This is a genomic window from Lysinibacillus sp. NPDC093712, from assembly GCF_050280025.1.
Lineage (GTDB): Bacteria > Bacillota > Bacilli > Bacillales_A > Planococcaceae > Lysinibacillus.
The window spans coordinates 889814-909074 of the sequence record NZ_JBNNUU010000001.1; the positions used below are offsets into that span (position 1 = coordinate 889814).

The 19261-nt window shown below is 33.7% G+C and carries 26 protein-coding genes and 2 pseudogenes; 15 read left to right on the forward strand and 13 right to left on the reverse strand.

Annotated features, from left to right (window positions below; translation table 11 throughout):
* Positions 1-22: 22 nt before the first annotated feature.
* Positions 23-556, reverse strand: coding sequence for a hypothetical protein (locus ACQKNX_RS04565; RefSeq protein WP_427427783.1), 534 nt, complete (start codon positions 554-556; stop codon positions 23-25).
* Positions 557-664: 108 nt separating this feature from the next.
* Complete coding sequence (locus ACQKNX_RS04570) at positions 665-1621, reverse strand: TDT family transporter (RefSeq protein ID WP_427427784.1); 957 nt, start codon at positions 1619-1621, stop codon at positions 665-667.
* Between the two features lie 131 nt (positions 1622-1752).
* On the opposite strand from ACQKNX_RS04570, the gene ACQKNX_RS04575 reads away from it, so the two are divergent.
* Positions 1753-2565, forward strand: a complete 813-nt coding sequence (locus ACQKNX_RS04575; protein ID WP_427427785.1) for a LysR family transcriptional regulator — start codon at positions 1753-1755, stop codon at positions 2563-2565.
* Positions 2566-2696: 131 nt separating this feature from the next.
* Positions 2697-3437 carry a lysozyme gene (locus ACQKNX_RS04580; protein ID WP_427427786.1) on the forward strand — a complete coding sequence of 247 codons (741 nt, stop codon included), beginning with the start codon at positions 2697-2699 and terminating at the stop codon, positions 3435-3437.
* Positions 3438-4250: 813 nt separating this feature from the next.
* Here the strand turns inward: ACQKNX_RS04580 and ACQKNX_RS04585 are convergent.
* Positions 4251-4364 (reverse strand): YjcZ family sporulation protein, encoded by a 114-nt coding sequence (locus ACQKNX_RS04585; RefSeq protein ID WP_427427787.1) that lies wholly within the window; start codon positions 4362-4364, stop codon positions 4251-4253.
* 201 nt (positions 4365-4565) lie between these two features.
* On the reverse strand, positions 4566-4712 hold the full coding sequence (locus ACQKNX_RS04590) for a YjcZ family sporulation protein (protein WP_427427788.1): 147 nt from the start codon (positions 4710-4712) through the stop codon (positions 4566-4568).
* 469 nt (positions 4713-5181) lie between these two features.
* Here ACQKNX_RS04590 and ACQKNX_RS04595 point away from each other — a divergent pair, with 469 nt between their 5' ends.
* Positions 5182-5670, forward strand: coding sequence for a GNAT family N-acetyltransferase (locus ACQKNX_RS04595; RefSeq protein WP_427427789.1), 489 nt, complete (start codon positions 5182-5184; stop codon positions 5668-5670).
* A 145-nt stretch (positions 5671-5815) separates the two neighbouring features.
* Here ACQKNX_RS04595 and ACQKNX_RS04600 read toward each other — a convergent pair whose 3' ends face one another.
* Together ACQKNX_RS04600 and ACQKNX_RS04605 are read right to left on the reverse strand one after the other, a co-directional pair.
* Entirely contained in the window at positions 5816-6142 is a 327-nt protein-coding gene (locus ACQKNX_RS04600) for a gamma-type small acid-soluble spore protein (RefSeq protein WP_401011605.1), read from the reverse strand.
* 470 nt (positions 6143-6612) lie between these two features.
* Positions 6613-6740: pseudogene (locus tag ACQKNX_RS04605) on the reverse strand (manganese catalase family protein); the annotation flags it as partial.
* A 422-nt stretch (positions 6741-7162) separates the two neighbouring features.
* Here ACQKNX_RS04605 and ACQKNX_RS04610 point away from each other — a divergent pair.
* Together ACQKNX_RS04610 and ACQKNX_RS04615 are read left to right on the forward strand one after the other, a co-directional pair.
* Positions 7163-7303 carry a hypothetical protein gene (locus ACQKNX_RS04610; protein ID WP_401011597.1) on the forward strand — a complete coding sequence of 47 codons (141 nt, stop codon included), beginning with the start codon at positions 7163-7165 and terminating at the stop codon, positions 7301-7303.
* A gap of 1223 nt (positions 7304-8526) precedes the next feature.
* A complete protein-coding gene (locus tag ACQKNX_RS04615) occupies positions 8527-8715 on the forward strand; it encodes a hypothetical protein (protein WP_427427790.1) in 189 nt (62 codons plus the stop codon).
* Positions 8716-8895: 180 nt separating this feature from the next.
* On the opposite strand, the gene ACQKNX_RS04620 is transcribed toward ACQKNX_RS04615, so the two are convergent.
* The 6 genes from ACQKNX_RS04620 to ACQKNX_RS04645 form a co-directional block, all read right to left on the reverse strand.
* Complete coding sequence (locus ACQKNX_RS04620; RefSeq protein ID WP_427427791.1) at positions 8896-9894, reverse strand: NADP-dependent oxidoreductase; 999 nt, start codon at positions 9892-9894, stop codon at positions 8896-8898.
* Between the two features lie 39 nt (positions 9895-9933).
* A complete protein-coding gene (locus ACQKNX_RS04625) occupies positions 9934-10227 on the reverse strand; it encodes an ArsR/SmtB family transcription factor (protein WP_427428263.1) in 294 nt (97 codons plus the stop codon).
* Between the two features lie 377 nt (positions 10228-10604).
* Entirely contained in the window at positions 10605-10796 is a 192-nt protein-coding gene (locus tag ACQKNX_RS04630) for a hypothetical protein (protein ID WP_172771363.1), read from the reverse strand.
* 17 nt (positions 10797-10813) lie between these two features.
* A complete protein-coding gene (locus ACQKNX_RS04635) occupies positions 10814-11356 on the reverse strand; it encodes a hypothetical protein (RefSeq protein WP_427427792.1) in 543 nt (180 codons plus the stop codon).
* Between the two features lie 354 nt (positions 11357-11710).
* Positions 11711-12148 carry a general stress protein gene (locus tag ACQKNX_RS04640; protein ID WP_427427793.1) on the reverse strand — a complete coding sequence of 146 codons (438 nt, stop codon included), beginning with the start codon at positions 12146-12148 and terminating at the stop codon, positions 11711-11713.
* Positions 12149-12552: 404 nt separating this feature from the next.
* Positions 12553-12696, reverse strand: coding sequence for a YjcZ family sporulation protein (locus tag ACQKNX_RS04645; RefSeq protein ID WP_401012140.1), 144 nt, complete (start codon positions 12694-12696; stop codon positions 12553-12555).
* 327 nt (positions 12697-13023) lie between these two features.
* Between ACQKNX_RS04645 and ACQKNX_RS04650 the strand changes: the two genes are divergently transcribed.
* From ACQKNX_RS04650 to ACQKNX_RS04680, 7 genes and pseudogenes are all read left to right on the forward strand, one after another.
* Positions 13024-13200 carry a hypothetical protein gene (locus ACQKNX_RS04650; RefSeq protein WP_427427794.1) on the forward strand — a complete coding sequence of 59 codons (177 nt, stop codon included), beginning with the start codon at positions 13024-13026 and terminating at the stop codon, positions 13198-13200.
* The gene (locus tag ACQKNX_RS04655) at positions 13166-13432 is read left to right on the forward strand and encodes a hypothetical protein (RefSeq protein WP_427427795.1); all 267 of its coding nucleotides are present in this window, start codon (positions 13166-13168) and stop codon (positions 13430-13432) included. Before ACQKNX_RS04650 ends, ACQKNX_RS04655 begins: the two co-directional genes overlap by 35 nt.
* Before the next feature lie 112 nt (positions 13433-13544).
* Positions 13545-13865, forward strand: a complete 321-nt coding sequence (locus tag ACQKNX_RS04660) for a cytochrome C biogenesis protein (RefSeq protein ID WP_427427796.1) — start codon at positions 13545-13547, stop codon at positions 13863-13865.
* Positions 13866-14017: 152 nt separating this feature from the next.
* Entirely contained in the window at positions 14018-14344 is a 327-nt protein-coding gene (locus ACQKNX_RS04665; RefSeq protein WP_427427797.1) for a hypothetical protein, read from the forward strand.
* A 246-nt stretch (positions 14345-14590) separates the two neighbouring features.
* Positions 14591-14968, forward strand: a pseudogene (locus tag ACQKNX_RS04670) (BclA C-terminal domain-containing protein); the annotation flags it as partial.
* Between the two features lie 253 nt (positions 14969-15221).
* On the forward strand, positions 15222-15425 hold the full coding sequence (locus ACQKNX_RS04675; protein WP_427427798.1) for a hypothetical protein: 204 nt from the start codon (positions 15222-15224) through the stop codon (positions 15423-15425).
* A 131-nt stretch (positions 15426-15556) separates the two neighbouring features.
* Entirely contained in the window at positions 15557-16021 is a 465-nt protein-coding gene (locus tag ACQKNX_RS04680) for a GNAT family N-acetyltransferase (protein WP_427427799.1), read from the forward strand.
* 469 nt (positions 16022-16490) lie between these two features.
* On the opposite strand, the gene ACQKNX_RS04685 is transcribed toward ACQKNX_RS04680, so the two are convergent.
* Positions 16491-16988 (reverse strand): GNAT family N-acetyltransferase, encoded by a 498-nt coding sequence (locus tag ACQKNX_RS04685; protein WP_427427800.1) that lies wholly within the window; start codon positions 16986-16988, stop codon positions 16491-16493.
* 212 nt (positions 16989-17200) lie between these two features.
* Here ACQKNX_RS04685 and ACQKNX_RS04690 point away from each other — a divergent pair, with 212 nt between their 5' ends.
* The 3 genes from ACQKNX_RS04690 to ACQKNX_RS04700 all read left to right on the forward strand — a co-directional run bounded on the left by ACQKNX_RS04690 (position 17201) and on the right by ACQKNX_RS04700 (position 19256).
* A complete protein-coding gene (locus ACQKNX_RS04690; protein ID WP_427427801.1) occupies positions 17201-17464 on the forward strand; it encodes a hypothetical protein in 264 nt (87 codons plus the stop codon).
* A 477-nt stretch (positions 17465-17941) separates the two neighbouring features.
* Positions 17942-18445: a hypothetical protein gene (locus ACQKNX_RS04695; protein ID WP_427427802.1), complete on the forward strand. Its 504-nt coding sequence runs from the start codon at positions 17942-17944 to the stop codon at positions 18443-18445.
* Between the two features lie 250 nt (positions 18446-18695).
* Complete coding sequence (locus ACQKNX_RS04700) at positions 18696-19256, forward strand: glycine-rich domain-containing protein (RefSeq protein ID WP_427427803.1); 561 nt, start codon at positions 18696-18698, stop codon at positions 19254-19256.
* Positions 19257-19261 lie beyond the last annotated feature (5 nt).

Here is a 19261-nt window from a genome sequence, read left to right on the forward strand (position 1 = left end):
AAAGGATGCTGTTTGGGGCAATCTAATCTATCAATTCAACAAATTCCTGTATGTTTTTTTCAATACGGTCATTTATTTTTCTAACTGTTAATGGTGTTATTTGGTCAAACATAGTATGGAGCGCAATAATAGAAGCTTGAATTTCTTTGTTTTTGTCTAGGTCTTCACGTATAACAGTAAAGTTTTCTAAAGTGTTCGGATAATTATTTTGTAGAAATACTTGTTCAATCTTTTCAAAAAGCACTAGCAAGGATTTATCCTCAAAATACTTAGCACTAGCTTTAAGCGCTAGCCAACTTTTAGGTTGGGCGTAATAATAGGCACTCCACCAATAAAATTCAATAAGCGAATTATTGGCATGGTTATAATACGTATAAAACACAAATAATGCCTTTTGACCTTGGGATAATTGCATGTAAAATTGTTCTTTAAATTGGGTAGTATCCGTTTCATTGGATATGCCCATTTTATAAAGATGAATAAGTGGCTTAAAGCATTTGTCGCTTAAGTCAGAAGCAGTTAAATTAAAACCTTGTTTTTTCATTTTTACCAACAAAATATTATCACACTCCCTACTTAAATTATACTACATTTGGAAATTACATATGAGAATAAATTAAAAGCAACCATATTAGGTTGCTTTCTTCGTTTGGATCCAACTGAACTAGTAAATCGAATTCGCTCTAGTATCAATATATTGTATTGTAAGATAAATAACATATTTATATAAAACATAAAAGACAATAATAAACGCGATAATCGATTCCGAAATGGCAACCCAATGGAACAGTACTGAAGTAAATCCTAGTTGGTTATAAAAATTGGTAGTTGCAGTAATGGCAGTTGCTGAAATGACTAAAGGAAACGTGAATCCAGCATAGCTTGGGTAAAAGTCAATTGCTAGTAATTTTGGAAGCTGAGTCAAAATGAGAAAATATAGCCCTTGGGATAAGACAAATAGCAATGTGACAATTAGGACATTTTTATTATCAAAAGCATTTAAATAGCCTGTTAAACAAAGAGATCCTGGTGCCGCAATAATTGTAATAAGGGGAAGTGTAGAGTCCTCCATATTTTTTATAGTAAAGACACGGTGCAAAATAATTGGTAATAACACTAAATATAAAGATAATGCAATCCAGAAAATCCAACGGCCAAATGCAGGATAAAAATTACATGACGTTACAGTAATAACGCCTATACCTACATAAGTAATAAACCAACTAGGATAAACGTGATGGAGTTTTACTGATTTTGTTATTAAGAAATAGTGTGTGAAATAAGCAATTAACATAAAATGCACGATAACAATACCTAGCCATATATAAGACAAATAAGGTGTTAGCCAATCGACTTCAAGAAAATAAGTGCAAATAATCATCAATCCCATTGTAAAAGTGGGAGCTACTGAAGCCACAATCGGATTTTTTAAAAGAGAAAGTGTATGTTTAAATGTAAAGATGAGTTTACATATTACTAAGCACATTAATACCATTCCAATAAGGCCAATTAAAATACCAAATCTCGGCATTCCATCAGTTTTTATAAGATTTCCTAAAGAAACTAGTGCTAAAATTAAGCCACAAATAGGTATAGGAATGTTTTTAAGAAAGTTTTTCATTATGTTCCCTCCGGTTAATTAATTCAATTTTACCTTGTATAAACATTGTAAATCGGATTATACTATTTGTGAAATTGATAATTTAGATACCAATTATTAAAAAAACCAATAATTGAATTGGAGTGTTGATTATGTTTCAAAGTTTAAAAACATTTGTGAAAGTATATGAAATGAAAAACTTTACAAAGGCAGCGGAAGAATTATATCTATCACAACCAACAATATCCACCCAAATACTTAATTTGGAGAAAAAATTAAATGTGATCCTATTTACTAGAAAAGGGCGACATGAGATTATTCCAACTAGAGACGCTGATTTTCTCTATAAACGAGCGCAAAGTATTTTAGATAACTGGGAAGATACAATAGAAACACTTAATAACAAAGAAATTGTCCGAACAAAATGCCGTATTGCCTGTTCTAATACATGTGGGATTTACTTTCTTCCAAATATAATGAAATCTATTCTAGAGAACTTTCCTGATATGGATTTTTCCTTACAATTGATGAATTCAGAAGAAGTAGTAAAACACTTAAAACAAAACGAAGCAGATTTAGGGTTTATTGAAAAAATAGTGGATACAGGCAGCTTGAAACGAAGTCTATTAAATGTAGATCAACTTGTATTAGCTGGTGATCCTGAATCTAGTTACTGGTTAAACCGTGAAGAAGATTCGGGGACACAATTTTACTCGGATATGTATGTAAAAGAGAATAATTTAAAACCGATACATATTTATCTAAATAACAATGAAATGATAGCGGCGTTGTTAAAGGCGGGAATAGGGCAAACCGTAATTTCTCAAAAAATTGTACCAGAGGGCGTTAATTGGCAACCATTGTCTCCAAGATATACTCGAAACTTTTATTTTTTGGCGAAAGAAAACCAATTAAAAACAAGAATCAACGAGTTAGAAAAGTTTATTATGGATAGAGGTGCCTGACACTCAAACAATTCAGAATTGTTTGAGTGTCAGGCACGTGGGCTTAGTATATATGTGAACGTTCATTACATCGGGAATTGAATATGCTAGAGAAGGTGCAGAAATTTAGAATAGAGAGAGGAGGATTTAATATGGAAATTTCAAATAATGCACTAACGCTCATTGCAAAATGGGAAGGATTTCGCGCTGATGCTTATGTTGGTTCAGATAATGTTTGGACAATTGGCTATGGTACAACAAAATGGCCAAGTGGAAAATTAGTAGAAAAGGGGCAAACAATTTCAAGAGAAGAAGCGTGGGAACTACTGAGAAAGCAAGCACAAGAGCATGCAAATACAATAGAATACTATGTTAATGTTCCTCTTAACCAAAATCAGTACGATGCTCTTGCAAGTTTCCAATATAATTTAGGACGCTACATTCTAAGAAACAGCTCACTATTAGAATACTTGAATAATAGGCAATGGGAACAAGTAACGAAAGAGATGTTATTATACATCTATGCCGGAGGGAAAAAGCTCCAGGGACTTGTTAACCGTCGTTTGGACGAAATTGCACTTTTTTTAAAGCCCGTAGCGACTGTTGATGTAAGTAAAAAAATCGAATATGTCGAGATTGATAAGGAGCCAAAAAAATTTCGTCTTCAAAGTGGGAGATACAGCAGTCAAGAAGCAATGATTGCCGCGATGAACGACGCAATAAAACAGAAATATTTATCGTATGTAGAACCAGTAAAAGATAGTTCAAATGAGAATGGTTGGCGGTTTATTAGCGGTTGGTATAACACGCAAGAAGAAGCAAAAATAATAGCCGAGAGAGCTATTATAGCAGGGAAATTAAACTACGCAACGATTCGTGGTACAGCGCAATAGTAGTGTGACAGGCACTCAAACAATTCTAAATTGTTTGAGTGCCTGTCACCTAAGTTAGCTGGCTTGGTCTTTTTTTATCTATCATATTCATAGTCGTAAGGAACATTTTTACTTCCACACCCAACGAGTAAAAATGAAAATGATACTATTAAAATTGAGCAAAAAAATAATTTCTTCATATAAAATAATATTCCTCCGTTTCACACGAGCCAGTCCTGTTGTTTACATTTTATTGGAACCATTCTATAAAGTATATAATAAAAATTTCTTTAAAACTGTAATTTTTCTGTTTTTTAGATAAAAATTCACAATAGAAGTCATACAAGTAGGCAAGTGTGCGCGTATTTTATTTTAAATTGAATCTTGACAGGTGTTAAATAGCATATCTTAATAAGTGTACGAAAAAAATAAGACCTTGTTAGTCAGATATTAGCTGGAAAATAAGCCAACCGATATATAAATGCCGTATTAATTATGTAGTATTTCGAACAGCATAGATTTGACCCCTCAGTTGCTATATCCGTAGATAGCTAACAATACCGCTGACTGGACGGTAAATATGAACAAGGTCAATTTCAAATACAGGGACGATCCAACGCGTTTCGAAAAGATATATTACATGAAGATAAAATAAGTTAAGATTGTAATGAGAGCTGATGTTGAGAGGGAACGAAAAAGCAACTCGCAGAAAGAAAAAAGGCCACCTAAAAAGGTGACCTTTAAAAGAAAGAATGGTAGGTAAAGGATAAGTCTACGCTATCCAAAAAATTATAGGCTTAAAAGCGAACGCAGAATCAGTGAGCATTTTAAATATTAATATGAGATGAATGTAGCACCAACAATAATTAAAAGGATAAATAGTACTACAAGTAGCGCAAATGATGAACCTGATCCATAACCACTACCACCATAATATTCTTGAGACATAATTATTTCCCACCATTATATAATTTATTTATTTCTATAATTAATATATGAAAAGTTGTGAAAGTGAGTTGCAAAATATATCTAGAGTATATAAATTATAATTTATAAATTGAAAATAAATGTTACTACTTGGAGGTTCAATTAAGAGAAGGGTAAGAGATGTTAGGTAAATATAGACTTTGATTAAAACTAAAAAAAAGATTAATACACAAAAGTAGCTCCCACAATGACTAATAGAATAAATAGAACAACGATTAAAACAAATGTAGAACCATAACCTCCGCCTTCATTGCCGCCTCCATAATAACAACTATTGTTGTAATTTCCAACATTTCCTTGGTATCCCATGACTATCCCTCCTTTCTAATTATATAATATGTATAGTTTTAAAAAGTGCAGAGGTTTTTATCCAACCCTTTAGAGTTAACATTTTGAAAATACTAATCGTGATACATTTTGTAAACAAACAAGTGTTACTCGTGGAAGTGAAATAGAAGGTTGTGACGGTCAACAAATACTAAAACCTAATATATGTGATAAAAAAGTCCTAGGGCTTTTGTCGCTACTTCTTTTAACTGACATTTGCCTTAAACCATAGTTTATCTTCCTTTGTGTTATAATGAATTGACTAAACCATTTAGAGCTGTAGCGTGTAATGACGCTGCAGCTTTTTTTCAATTTTAAGACGTATTCAAATACAGAGGCACTGCCGCCAATACTATCGATGATCAATTTTTAAATATTTCAGAAAAATAATGACCAAAACTTAAGCAGATAGTAAAATATAGGAAATGAAAAATAAGCGGGGAATAGTCATATGGGAAAATTTAAACAGGTTGAACAGGTTGAATTAAAGCATTTTTCAAGTAAATATATGCATGAACTAAATTCTTTTGTACTTACAGAAGAACAAAAACAATTTTCTGCACTTCCAAGCAAATTTGAAGAAATTAATGAAGGACAGTATCGTGTTGTTATTTTAAGTGATAATACACCTGTTGGTTTCTTCCTCCTTAATTCAAATGAAAGAGTAAAGAAATATTCGAGTAATTTAAATGCTTTATTATTGACTGCACTATCCATTAATCATACAGAGCAAGGAAAAGGGTATGCAAAACAAGGAATGACATTACTCGGTGAGTTTGTTAAAGCACAATTCCCGGATTGCGATGAAATAGTTTTAGTTGTAGACAAAGATAATATACCTGCACAAAAACTATATTTAAAAGTGGGATTTGAAGATACAAATGAGAGGTTAACAGGTCGTCTTGGCGAAGAAATTATTATGAGACAATTAATTAAATAAAAATAAAATACGATTATCATCACCAGAGTTGATTTTACATTTTATAGATTAACTCTGGGTTTTTTTATGGGGATTTTAGTAAAACAATTTAATAAAGATAAAAATAAAAAACCGACAAAAAATTTGTCGGTTTAAAAAGCTTAATTTAATTTGAATTGTTTTCATTTGCAAATCGACCAGATGCAAATTTTTTGTTCGCTTCAGCTTGTTGGATTTGTTGTTTAATTTGATTAACATCAGATTCCATCCCAAACTCTTGACTCATTGAGTTCGCAGATCCAGAAGCTTGTTGTTTGTTCGCTTCAGCTTGTTGGATTTGTTGTTTAATTTGATTAACATCAGATTCCATCCCGAATTCTTGACTCATTGAGTTCGCAGACCCAGAAGCTTGTTGTTTGTTCGCTTCAGCTTGCTGAATTTGTTGTTTAATTTGATTAACGTCAGACTTATTCCCAAAGTTTTGGTTTGCCATTGTAAATCACCTCCTGAATATAGCTTGTGCAGAAGGCGCTTTTGTATCCTACAAATATTTTTAATGAAGAAATTGAAATGGGATTAAAGGCTATAACAGCAAAGTGTTATAAACTATTACATTTATCATTTTCAAAAAAAAGCACAAAAAAGGGTCACAATTCAAAGAAGTGACCCAAAGTAAGAATTGAGGGAGGTAGTGACGGTCAACTAGCGCCACAACCTAATAAGTGCGTGCGATACACTCCATAATAATGTGTGCAAGTTAAAGTTACTTATACATTAAAAAGCTGCAACGTCGACTCACCTATCTTTAAGACCAGAACTGTGTTCATTTGGCATCGCTGACATAAGTGGTAATGGGAATCCTCCGGATAGTGGAGTTACTTCTAAATCTCCGCCATTCCTACTTGGGGATTAATTGAGCATTATTTAACCTATTTCAATGAACTTCTACAATCAGCATTATGTCATTTCTGCTAAGAAAACACCACGAAGCAATCACAGTATTGTGTTTTTTTACCTCTGAAATTTGAGCTTTGAAAGAGGTATTGCATTTTGGTTCTCATTTCACCATAATGTCAACCTAGTATTTCTTTGCATTCTATATTCTGCCTGAGGGTTCGTTTATCAAGTCAAAATGGTGTATTTAGATTACCAACAATACAGCGGAAAAATAATAAAGAGTTAGATGTTGCTATTGCAGATCTCGAAGCAAGAGGATTTCGTTTGGTAAGGCGTGGTATTCAAAATGAACGAGAACAAACGATTAAAAATCAAACTTATAATAAAGTCTGGGCTATAATGGAAAAAATTATGTTTTGAATTTAAACCATTTTATAAAAAATACAAAAAAGCTACAGCGCTTATTTTCACACTGCAGCCCTATAAGTAGTGAAACACTACGAAATATTATTTTGGCTGTATGTTGTTTATTTATACGTTATTTGAAGTATTCGTAAAGTAAAAAGTATAAATCCTGCTAATAAGGATAGATTAGTATCTATTGGAGGTGAGTCTCATGACTAAAGAAAAGAAAAAGAACGAATTAGAACAAGAAGAATTTGCAAATGAATTTTTACCTGAAGAGTTTGAAGAAGAAAAAGAAGAAGAAAAGCAACAACAGAAAGAACAACAATTTAATAAGAAAGAAAAGAAGTAAGAAAACAGTGCCACAATCTTCGGGTTGTGGCTTTTCTTAAATTAAAATGAGCGTTCTAAGAGGAGCAACACGATGATAAAGATAGTGCCATAACGCGACAATTAGTGAATAATACGTAAAAGCTTTTACTTTGCAAGTTATGTTTTTCAACTATTCCCTATGAGCAATTAATTATTTTTAAAATGCTAATACCCTAAATTAGAAACGTAAGTTCTTGTTTAAGTATTTCCCTTTCATAGATAGTAGTCATTTTTTGAAAGATTTCGTAACATTGTTGGCAAGTAGGTGTTACTTTATTTAAATTGCTGTCATCCAGTAATTGAACAAGGGCAAGATGAATAGATCATGAATCAGGAATTCTGCTGGTAATGTAAAACTTGTCGTTTCTTGCGCTTACCCGGGAAATTATTTTTTTATTTCCTAGCCTAAAAACATTTCCAAATAGGGAAATACATATAAGAGATTGATCTGTCTAATCTGGAATAGAAACTAGCAGGTTAGTTCGCAAGGGAACGACAGAGCGAGTGCCCATAGTGAAAATAATGATTAAGTGATAAAATTAAATTGTTATCGATAGGAGGTGTAATGAATGGCGTTTTTCATTGTAATGATATTTTTGGTTATATGTATTGGGATTGTAACTACATTGAAAAAGACAGGTCGTAATAATTTTAAATCTTCTAGCAGTTCTAGCTATTCAGGTAATAATGCGACTGACTTTAGTACAGCAGGTTCTGTAATTTCGTTACTTAACACGGATAATAATAATTGTTCGGACACCACATCAAGTAGCAGTGATTCTTCAGGGAGCTCGTGCGATTAAGTATTTGAGTCATTTCCAAATCGGAGATGGCTTTTTTATTTTACTAAGCAGCTAGCATTTGGGAAGCACCATTAATTGAACCATATTGTAAAGAGCGGAAACAATAGAAAGTTAAGATTTCTTTACCTTGTCGAAATTCTATTGATTTCATCTAGAAATAAAATTAAGATGTTGACGGGGAAATAAGTTGAAAACTATTGTTGACGGATCGCCGTATGCGATGAAAGTCGCTCGTACGGTGAAGGCTCGTTATAAACTGAGAAGATAAGACGAGAATAGCGGAAATGTAGTACCAGTAAATCCAGCAATTAACTTAAAGGCAACACCTGGAGCGACAGGCTCTGGGGAAATAAATGTATCTTGGAACGGCAATAGTGATCCAAATTGGTCACACTATACAATGTATATTCTAGTTTCCAATACTAATGAAGCTGACGAAAGCAGTCCAAAATATGCGGATATTACCTATAAAGGTAACGATGGTTTTGGTGATTGGCACAGTCCAGGAACAAGGGTTTCATATGCGCTTTATTCTGTAATGAAAGATGGTTCTAAAACGGTTCAAAAAGTTACTGTTACTGCTCCATAATTGAAGCAAAAGGAAACCTCACTTTTCAGTGAGGTTTCTATTTATCCATAAATGGAGCGCTAACAAAACAGTTTAATAGGATTTGAAGGCATTGCTAGAGGACAAAGATTTACATGCCAACTTGGTCCCACTATTTGATATAGTGCAAGTCATATGGAAAGGAAGCAGTTGTTCTTGGAACTATTTGATCTTTAAAATTACTTTCCCTTTAGCTCTTCCAGATTCTACGTATTCCATTGCCTTTTGTGCATCTTCGAATAAAAAAATTCGATCAATTACAGGTGTAATTTTACCTGACTCAATGAAGTCTGCGATAATACGTAATTGATCGCCACTTGGCTTCATAAATAAAAACGAATATTGAGCCTTATGCTTCTTTTCAAGAGAAGTAAGTTTATGACTTGCTACGGAAAATAACAATGTTTTGAAAAGCCCTGAACCATATTCTTTAGCAAAACGAGCATTCGGCGTACCCGAAACGGAAACAATTTTCCCTCCGTCTTTAATAATATTAAAAGATTTTTCAAGTGTTTGTCCTCCAAGAGTATCAAACACTGCATCATAATTTTTAAGTATATCTTCAAATTGTTCTGTTTTATAATTGATTACTTCATCTGCACCAAGAGATGTAACTAAATTTGCGCCAGCTTCACTAGCAGTTGTTGCCACTATGGCACCCATAACTTTTGCTAGTTGAATAGCAAACGTACCGACACCACCGGATCCGGCATGAATTAGAATTTTTTGCCCTTTTTGTAATTGCATGATGTCATGTAAAGCTTGGTAAGAGGTTAGGCCAATGAGGGGGATAGATGCAGCTTCCTCAAAGCTCAAATTTTTAGGCTTTAGCGCTACATCATCTTCATGAACAGAAATATATTCCGCAAAAGTACCGATTTTATTTTTGCGTGGACGTGCATATATTTTATCTCCAACTTTAAAACGAGTCACTTTTTTGCCAACCTTAATTACAACGCCAGAAAAATCATTTCCGAGAATTAACGGCATTTCATACTTGAGTAACATTTTCACTTTTCCATCACGTATTTTAAAATCAATAGGATTAATACTAGCTGCATGAATTTCTGCAAGTATCTCGTAATCATCCATTTCAGGTGTAGGTATTTCCGTTAAACGCATAGGAGCTTTACCATATCGATCAATAACTAACGCTTTCATTGTGTTCATTCCTCCACAAATTGTATTTATAAGCTATTTTCATTCGTATTGCTTTAACAATGTTTCAATATCCAAAATAAGCGTTTTTAATAGGCTTAATTTTGTTCGTATATCAATATAATAAAAGTTTTTTGTACCTTCTTTTCGCATTAAAATAATTCCTGCATCTCGTAAAATTTTTAGGTGATGTGACACTGCAGGTCTAGAAAGGTGTGTTTGTTCAGTAATTTCACCAACTCGTAATCCTGTTTGACAATCGGTTCCCATTAAAACTAACAAAATCGATTGGCGGGTTTCATCACCGATAGCCAATAGTACTTTTTGACAATTCATAAAATCTTCTTTAATAGTGTTTAGTTGGTCTTTTTTATTTATCAATTAAATACCTCCGATGGTTAGTTGAATAGTTTAAGTTATTGAACCATGTTATTGAATACAACAATATAATAATGTTATAACCTCTGCAATATTGAGAAAGTAAATCGAGACGAATGCCCTTTAGAAGAAAACGCTAAAAATAATTGTTCTTTCAAGAGATGATTTTTACATAAACACTCAGGAAAGTTGATTTTAACTACAAAAAAATACCCCGAGGGAAGAACCCTCGAGATTTTGTTGACAAACAAACTGCCCATCATCTTAAAAACACATATTTCAAAAGCAGATGAATGAGCTAATTATATATAAATGTTTTATGAAAATTACTCATTTTATTCTTTTTTAGCTTTAATTTGATAAGTAATTCCAAACACTATGTTAAAAATTAATCCGAAATTTAGCGGATTCAAAAAAACCCAAAGTAAATTTGTTTCTAATGCTAAAAGTAATAGAATCCACAAAATCATGCAAACATAATAAGCAAATATCATCGGCCAACAAAAAACTTTATCTATATCAAACATACAATTCCTCCTATACGCTAATCAAAACAAGAGGATGATGCACCTGACATAGCTCCACCCGCTGCACCTACAATAGCTCCTCCGACAGCACCAACCGCATTTCCAATACCAGGTAATACAGTTCCAGCACCAATACCTACTCCTAAGCCAGTTATTGCACCAAGATAATAACCACCAAGAACTCCTAATGCACATTTCCATTTAGAACGAGCTAAAGTAGTTGTTTGAATCGGTTGTTCACCGTTATGTAATTCTATAATCAGTCCATTATCAACTGATTTATAAATTAAATTAACCTCATTCCCATTACTATCTATTGCTTGAGTTGGCAATACTTCTGAATAATCACCTTTTTTAACAATAATATTTCCAACTTCATCGTTTTCAATTGTTGTCTCATCATTTAATAATTCTAAACGCATCGTACTTTCATTTAAAATGGTAATGGCAAAATCAGCATTCTGTTCAGCTGCAACTACAGTTGAAGCATTAAAAGCTATATTTCCCGTGAAAAAGAATAAAAGAACCAAACAAGTCAACATAAAAAATAATTTTCTCATTTGTAAAACGCCTCCTTTAATATTCTGATTCTTCTTTTATTTTAAAAAAAAATAATAAAATAAAAAATATAAAACACAAAATTGTAACAAAAAAATTTAAATATTAGGGGAAAGACAGACCTTCCCACTAGTGCTTGGTAGACTTGTTCGGAGCGTGTACTAGCAGCATAAATTAAAATCGCAAGTAAAAGAATTACTGATAATTAAGAAGTCACTCGATACTAGCAATTGAAAAGCACCCAAACAAAAAAGTTTCTATGTTTGTACAAAACACATACAAACATAGAAACTCACTAATTTTCGTCCGCACTCGGCAGAAATTAAACCTGCGAACAAAAAGCATTCAATCCGCCCTCACTCTTTGGAGTGAAGAAATACTAGAAATTTACCATCCTGAGCGTCATTCGAATAGCGTTCTGCTTCATCATCTGGGACTCCAATTTCCATAAGAGCATGCTTTAATCCACCAGCACCAGAGCTAGCACCTACGACTGCGCCTCCAATTGTTGCAATAATAGGACCTGCAGCCAACACAGCACCAAATCCGGGAATCAATACAGTGGATAATCCTGCTATCATGCCTGCTATGCCAATGGCAGCTCCAGTTGCAGCTCCAGCAAGGGCTCCATCCATAGTGGAGGGTTTTACTTCCTGTGTGTTTTTAGATAGTTCTTTTGTTTCTTTAGTAATAACTGAAATTTCCTCTGTTGTATATCCTTTCTCTTTTAAATCTTCAACAACTTCAACCGCTCTTTGTTCATTATCGTATACGCCAATAACTTGATTCTTCATTACAATTACCTCCTGTTTGCTTCAACTATGTATTCTTTACCCGTTTGTTAGTATTACTAGACACATTTCACCTTCAAGCTTCATTCTTTTTAGAATTCCACTCCTGTTTTGTAGTTCCGGGAAAGTTGCATTTTTAGCTCCTTCTTTCAAACATAATGATCTTCAGTAACCTAAATTTGAACCTAAAACAGAAAAGTACTCAAGGTGAAATTGAATGGAATAATTATAGTAAAAAGTATAACGAAAGATCTAATATACCTACGAAGTTAGTCGAAGCGTTATTTGAGAGAGTCATAGGAGAACTTACATGGAAATTAGCGATGTAGTTACTGAACAATATGAGGAAAGAAACTATAAAAGGGTCACCGGATTGGGAGGCGACCCTTAGAATGGAAAATTAATATCTAGTATTTCAAGAAAGTAGCGCCGACAATAATTAGAAGAATAAATAGAACAACGATTAGGGCAAATTGAGAACCATTACCATAACCGCCGCCAGAATAGCCGCCGTTTTCAATGCCACCAACATTTCCACCATAGTATCCCATAAAAACACCTCCTTTCTTCAATTTATAATATGTTCCCTGTAGAGAAGGAGTGGGGTGTTAAACCATTTAGAAGTACTAAAAAATATATTTTTATGAGATAAGAAAATAAAAAAGAGCCACTTGGGATGGAGTGACCCTTAGTAAAAAGAAAAGGAGACGTAAGGCTAAGTTTAGCTTTACCTTACTATTATTATGATGTGATAGTTATGTTTGTATAGTTCATAGCCTTTGAAAACAAAAAAACTATAGCGTCATCACACGCTACGAATTGGTTTATGCCCTTTGATGACTTAGTCAAACAAGGACTATATCATAGGGGGCAAAACTATGTTAAAAGAGAAAACAGAATTAAATCGCTACCAACTAGACAAGGCCATCAAGAAGTATCACGACAACATGTGTAAGTACATGAGAATGAAGGACGAACTTGATTCATTAACAGCAGCCGCATCTACAGCACAATACGGAATTGAGGCAACGAAAAGCAGTTGGTGGCACAAGTGATCCAGTACATGCTCATGTTCAAATCATAGCAGCGCGAGAAGTGCGAAATAACAAGATTAAAGAAGAACTACTTTTGGTTCAAAATTTAACAAGCAAGGTAGCTGGAGATATAGAGCAAGAAGTACTTTATTGGTTGATAGAGGGGATGCCTTTCCGTTGGATTGGTGCAAAGCTTAATATGGGCCATATAAGCGTACAACGAGTACGAGTTATTGATTTGATGATGAAGTAACCTTGGACTGCTTCTTTTTTTATGCTTAAAAATATAAGACTGACATTTTTAGAAGATTTATTAGGTAGAATTATGTATCATTTAGAAAACTATGAAAATTTTGAGGTGTCAAATGGATATAAAATCAGTAAAAGTTGAAGTCTTACTACCAGAAGAATACATTGAACAACTAAGGAATGAGCTAAATAAATTAGGGGTTTTAACGATCGGTAATTATGACCATGTTGTTTCTTATACTGTTACAAAGGGATATTGGAGACCACTTGACAAAGCTGTACCCTATGATGGAGAAATTGGAGAAATTTCATTTGGAACTGAATGTAAGCTGGAATTTAGATGTCTATATTCAAAAATAGAAGAAGTGAAAAACGCAATAAATGTTATTCATCCTTATGAGGAACCTATTATAAATGTAATTCCTTTATTAAACTAGGTTGTTTTCGAAAAGATTATTGCTATTCAACTAACGGGGCAGTTTAGTTGAATAACGATATGGGTTTTTGTGGTAAAATAGTAGACGGTAGATGCATCTTCATCTTTACAGAAAAGTGGGATGGGCTATCGTTTAGTTAGGAGGTAGAGGCTTTGAGTTATTGGATGTTTTGGGGTAGTTGTCTTATTTTTATTTTGTTAGTTGCAGGAATTTTATTTTGGTCGGCTGGATTACCGAAGATTAAAAGTAAAAAATTTTCATTTATTATGTTTAGTTTGGGATTGATTGTAATCGCAACGCCATTTGCTTTTTTTATAGGTGGAATGGCAACAGACTCACCGACCAGTACTATGAAAGATTTTTGGACAGGTTTTTTTATCGCCCAGACAATTCCACTTTTAATACTAATAATTGCAATCTTAAAATGGCTTATAATTGACTTAAGAAAAATAAAGAAGCGTGTGGACAGTGATAAGTAACATAGTAAACGTAAGCATAGGCTTAGCGTTATTTATATTGTTATTAACATTACTATTAACATTCGTCAGTATTGACATTATTTAAATTAATATATAATTATCTGAGGGGAAATAAGTTTTAAATATCTATCGCTGACGGATCGCCGTATGCGATGAAAGTCGCTCGTACGGTGAAGGCTCGTTATAAAACTTAGAGATAGAGAAGGATAAGACGAGAATAGCACAGTTTTAAACTCTGCAAAAAACACAACTGGGGCAATGATTGCTGTGGTATTGAGTGGAACAGATATCCCATTACCTAATGATCAACAGTTAAATAATGTAAGTGTAAATGGAGGAAGTAATACTTTCACAGTTCAACAATCAGGAACTTATGAACTTGAGTATCATGTTTATCTCACGACGCCAATATTGGTATCTTCTAGAATACAGTTAAATGGAATTCAAATTCCAGATAGTGTGGTAAATACAGTAGTAAGTACGAATTATTTAACTAAAAAAGCTACAGTAAACTTAATCGCGGGTGATTCTTTAAGTTTGCAATTATATAATCTTTTAGGTGTAGCTATATTAACTCCTGGTGATCCGACTAAAGTTACTTCGTTAAGTATTACAAAGAAATAATGATAAAGAGCATCCACTTGGGTGCTCTTTTATTTTTCCTTCCGCAATTATCTATGGAGGATATTTATTATGTGCTATGAGAACAATCCAGATTGGCAATGGTAAACATTACTGAATCTCGATGCTCCTCATGGCTTTTTATTTTGAATAGGGCAAAGGATTGGTGATGGAATGGATCCGGTAACAACAGTAACAGCTGCAAGCCAAGTAGCAAATTGACAAGTCGTATGGTCGATTCTATGTATTTGCTTAGTTGTTTTCGTTTTTTTGGAGCGCTTATAAACGGGAGGAGAGACAACTAAAGAATTTAGAAACATTAACAGCTGCACAAGGTGAGCAAGCAAGTGCAATGCGAGATGTCAGTAAAAGTCTAACGTCACTTGAAGGGCGTATGAACCGTATGGAAAAACATAACTTCACACTTGAAGGTTTTACAGAATGGTACAATGATGACTGACCGTTTAATTGGGTTGTATATTACAATTCAACAGCGGAGAAGTAAATAGTAAATAAAAGAAGTAATACCAATTAGTATGGGGAATTTTCAAAAAATGCTAAGATTGAAAAATAGAATGGGAGGAAAATAAATTGATTATATTAAAACCTATGAACCAAGAAGAGTTCAAACATTATATCAGTTTTGCAATTGAAGACTATGCAAAAGACAAGATTGCATCTGGAAATTGGAGTGAAGATGAAGCAATTGAGTTGTCGAAGAAATCATTTAATCAACTGCTACCAAAAGATGAGCAGACAGAGAATAATCATTTATTCTCTATCTTTCACAATGATATTTTAGTTGGAATGATTTGGATTGCACAAAAAGACCCTACAAAACCTCATGAAGGTTTTATTTATGATTTTATGATTTATGAACAATATCAAGGGCAGGGTTATGCTAAGAAAGCAATGAACGAAATTGAAACTATTGCTAAAGGGTTAGGTGTAAATAAAATTGGTTTACACGTTTTTGGTCAAAACAAAATTGCACGTGGCTTATATGAAAAAATGGGTTATGAAATTACGAATATAACTATGGCTAAAACAATTTAATCATGTAACAAAAGTGCCCATGTACTCAATTAATTTTGAGCCTGGGCTTTTTTATTTCTCAAAAATTTACACATGTCAAAAAAAGAACAATTGCTCTATTATGAATACAAACAAATGTTCTTTTATAAGGAGAAATCAAAATGTCATACACAGCTGTTCCAAAACTAACAAAAGGCTCAAAGCCAAAGAAGTTAGATAAACGATGTAACCATAACTACAATTGGTGAAGATGAAGTGATGAGATGTGCGCAACATGCGTTAAAATCAGGAGTAGAAGAAATATTGATAGGGCAATTAAAAAGTCACTCATTTTAAAAAATAATGAGTGACTTTTTTATTAATTTGGCTGTGTAAAACGATAATGTTGATTTTCGACTTAAAGAAAACGTCCAACAAAAGGACGGTTGATTATGATTAATTTATCGTTCTCCATTTAACCTGTTCTGAGAGTCTCGTAAAAAGCATAATGTTACTCAATTTCGGAATCATCCACTTCAGAGAGAACGGTGGTACATTTATTTGTATTCAACTCTGCTACCATAGACATGTAAATGTCAATAAGATCCTCACTATCCACTTTAAAACCAAACCGTTCATATAGACGTTGAGCAGAGCTTCCTTGCAGGACATTTAATGTCACTCGTTTTCCTATTACATAATCTTGTTTTAGAAGATATTCTAATACCTGACTACCAATACCTTTACCTTGGTAATTGGGATGAATATAAAAATGCTCCACCAGATACCCATCTAATATCGGTTTAAAAGCTACGCAACCAATAAAGGAGGAACCTACTTTAATGATCCATGTATGAACTGGGTCAAATGCATCACGAAAGCGTTGGCGTACCTTTTCTTCATCAAATCTTCCTAGTCTAGTTAAATCATCATGCAGTACAATTGCCCGTAAATTAGCAATTGTCTCAACATCCGAATTTTTGGATTGTTGAAGGGTAATCTGTACCATCTAACATTACAACTCCTTTTTCTTGATTTTCACCATAGAGTTTACTTTGTTCTTCTATTGATAGTTCTTTATTGTATCAATATTGGTAGGGAATATCAGTATTATTTTTCTAATAATAGTCCCTTTTTCTACAATTATGACGAGGCAAATGTATGAATAATCACTCATTAAAAATAAGTGTTATTCGGATAATCCGAGGGCAGAGGTGACGATTGAGTGGATCGAAAAGTAAAAGGAAGATACATTTTATTCCAAAATTTATTGGTATGGGGGAAGCTGATTTCTCTATCAATTTAATTTATCGCAAGTCGAATATCCATAAGGTTAGCGCTGCTCTAATTGCTATAGATTTGGAGTTATTAGGAGTAATCAAACCAAGGAAACATGGATTGATCGGTAAGAGGTTAGATGGTGATTATGATGATTGGTTTGAGGAGTTTAAGAAGAATAAAGAACTATTGCTGTGTAATAGTTGAAAAAAATTGTGCAGTAACTTTTGTATAAAAAGAGAACCCCACCGAATGGTGAGGTAATAAAAGAAATTATTTACGGAAACGTTATTGTATTTGAATAAGGGCTCTCTACTCCGTTTACGACTTGTGTTACGCACCAAGATGAACCAGAAACAAATTGAGGATTTTGATGGTTTATTATTCCATTGATAGTTGGAAAATGAACATAATAAGAAAATACAATATTCCCGTTGATAACTTGATACACTTTAAAATCTGCATTTGGTTCCAAGTTTATTGTAATTGACGTAAAGACAGAGGTGATGCTTGGTGCTGGTGGTGTTAAGCTATTCTCGTCTTATACCTTTTTATCTCGATTTTATAACGAGCCTTCACCGGGCAGGCGACTTTCATCGCACACGGCGATCCGTCAGCAATAGATTTTTTAACTTATTTCCCCAGTCAATTATATATCAATTTTAGCGAGGTCAATACTGACGAATGTTAATGGTCTTGTTAATGCTTTTGTTAAAACACAAAAATAACCGGGAAGGAGTACAGGTACCTCAACAACCTGTAGGTACAGGTCTTCCAGGGTTTGCTTATATTTATGATACAACTGCACAACCAGAAATCCCGAATGATGGTGAGGTAACTTTCAATACAAATGGCAATATTACACCTGCAGGATTTGTAACTCATGTACCAGGAACAGCACCTATCATTATAAATCAAACAGGGATTTATCTTATTACCTACGAAGTGTTCGTTACTGGTGGCCCTTTTGCATTTGCCCTATTCAATGGCGACAACCAAATAGCGGGTTCCAGTTACGGAGGCAATGGTGGTTCCAATCCGCAAAATGGTCAAGTAATCACTACATTAAATGCATCGGACGTTCTTAATTTGAGAAATATTGATCCAAACCCAACAGCTTTATTAAATGTAACTATTCCTGGCACTCAGGTTATCAGCGCGTCTATTGTTATTTTAAGATTAGCATAAGTGTTTTATTGTGTGTCACATCTAATAGGTGTGACTTTTTACATTTATAGATTGGTTTTGAAATTTGAAAGAAGTGGTTTTTATATGAATTTCGTCCACTTTCCATAATTCAGTCAAACTTACTAAACGTGCACGGAAATGCACAAACACAATTCGATTACAATAATAACGTGGTGTAGCTCTACCACGATACTAGAAGTGAGCTAATACATGGAAATGTCCAGATGATGTTACTGTAATTACATTAACGATGTTTGGTGCTGGTGGTAGTAGCAGAATATTTGTGGTGAATTCATCAGGTTCTAATGGAGCTTGGGGTGGTCAAGGAGGAGCTTCATTAAGAGAAAAACCTGTAAAAGTAACACTTGGAACTACTTATTCATTAGTTGTTGGCACTGGCGGAGCTGGACGTAAGAACGTGGTTGGGACTATTAATGGAAATAGCGGAGGAATGTCATCAGCTTTTGGTATTACATGTAACGGTGGATTGGGTGGCGACGACAGCGAGTCATTGCCGATAGGTAATTCACTATTATGCAATAAAGGCACGAGAATGAATGAACTTGCTATAAATTCTTATGACACAGATTCTTGGGCAGCTACTACTTACAGCATACCAGACTTAAATATTGCATGGACGGATATGGCTGCTAAAACAATAACACTAGCAAAAAAGAAAGAACCTAAGCATTTAGATCGTGATGAATTTGATCTTGAAGAAATCGCATATACCTTAACGGAAACGATGCAAGAAAATAAAAGTTATACATACACAATTTACAAACATGATGAGCTATTAGAAGGTATCTGACGTTG

Bases quoted from the DNA above. Each gene is read 5' to 3' on its own strand.
- ACQKNX_RS04570 (WP_427427784.1), bottom strand. From the start codon at position 1,621: ATGAAAAACTTTCTTAAAAACATTCCTATACCTATTTGTGGCTTAATT.
- ACQKNX_RS04575 (WP_427427785.1), top strand. From the start codon at position 1,753: ATGTTTCAAAGTTTAAAAACATTTGTGAAAGTATATGAAATGAAAAAC.
- ACQKNX_RS04580 (WP_427427786.1), top strand. From the start codon at position 2,697: ATGGAAATTTCAAATAATGCACTAACGCTCATTGCAAAATGGGAAGGA.
- ACQKNX_RS04585 (WP_427427787.1), bottom strand. From the start codon at position 4,364: ATGTCTCAAGAATATTATGGTGGTAGTGGTTATGGATCAGGTTCATCA.
- ACQKNX_RS04590 (WP_427427788.1), bottom strand. From the start codon at position 4,712: ATGGGATACCAAGGAAATGTTGGAAATTACAACAATAGTTGTTATTAT.
- ACQKNX_RS04595 (WP_427427789.1), top strand. From the start codon at position 5,182: ATGGGAAAATTTAAACAGGTTGAACAGGTTGAATTAAAGCATTTTTCA.
- ACQKNX_RS04600 (WP_401011605.1), bottom strand. From the start codon at position 6,142: ATGGCAAACCAAAACTTTGGGAATAAGTCTGACGTTAATCAAATTAAA.
- ACQKNX_RS04610 (WP_401011597.1), top strand. From the start codon at position 7,163: ATGACTAAAGAAAAGAAAAAGAACGAATTAGAACAAGAAGAATTTGCA.
- ACQKNX_RS04615 (WP_427427790.1), top strand. From the start codon at position 8,527: ATGTATATTCTAGTTTCCAATACTAATGAAGCTGACGAAAGCAGTCCA.
- ACQKNX_RS04620 (WP_427427791.1), bottom strand. From the start codon at position 9,894: ATGAAAGCGTTAGTTATTGATCGATATGGTAAAGCTCCTATGCGTTTA.
- ACQKNX_RS04625 (WP_427428263.1), bottom strand. From the start codon at position 10,227: ATGAATTGTCAAAAAGTACTATTGGCTATCGGTGATGAAACCCGCCAA.
- ACQKNX_RS04630 (WP_172771363.1), bottom strand. From the start codon at position 10,796: ATGTTTGATATAGATAAAGTTTTTTGTTGGCCGATGATATTTGCTTAT.
- ACQKNX_RS04635 (WP_427427792.1), bottom strand. From the start codon at position 11,356: ATGAGAAAATTATTTTTTATGTTGACTTGTTTGGTTCTTTTATTCTTT.
- ACQKNX_RS04640 (WP_427427793.1), bottom strand. From the start codon at position 12,148: ATGAAGAATCAAGTTATTGGCGTATACGATAATGAACAAAGAGCGGTT.
- ACQKNX_RS04645 (WP_401012140.1), bottom strand. From the start codon at position 12,696: ATGGGATACTATGGTGGAAATGTTGGTGGCATTGAAAACGGCGGCTAT.
- ACQKNX_RS04650 (WP_427427794.1), top strand. From the start codon at position 13,024: ATGTTAAAAGAGAAAACAGAATTAAATCGCTACCAACTAGACAAGGCC.
- ACQKNX_RS04660 (WP_427427796.1), top strand. From the start codon at position 13,545: ATGGATATAAAATCAGTAAAAGTTGAAGTCTTACTACCAGAAGAATAC.
- ACQKNX_RS04685 (WP_427427800.1), bottom strand. From the start codon at position 16,988: ATGGTACAGATTACCCTTCAACAATCCAAAAATTCGGATGTTGAGACA.
- ACQKNX_RS04695 (WP_427427802.1), top strand. From the start codon at position 17,942: ATGTTAATGGTCTTGTTAATGCTTTTGTTAAAACACAAAAATAACCGG.
- ACQKNX_RS04700 (WP_427427803.1), top strand. From the start codon at position 18,696: ATGTTTGGTGCTGGTGGTAGTAGCAGAATATTTGTGGTGAATTCATCA.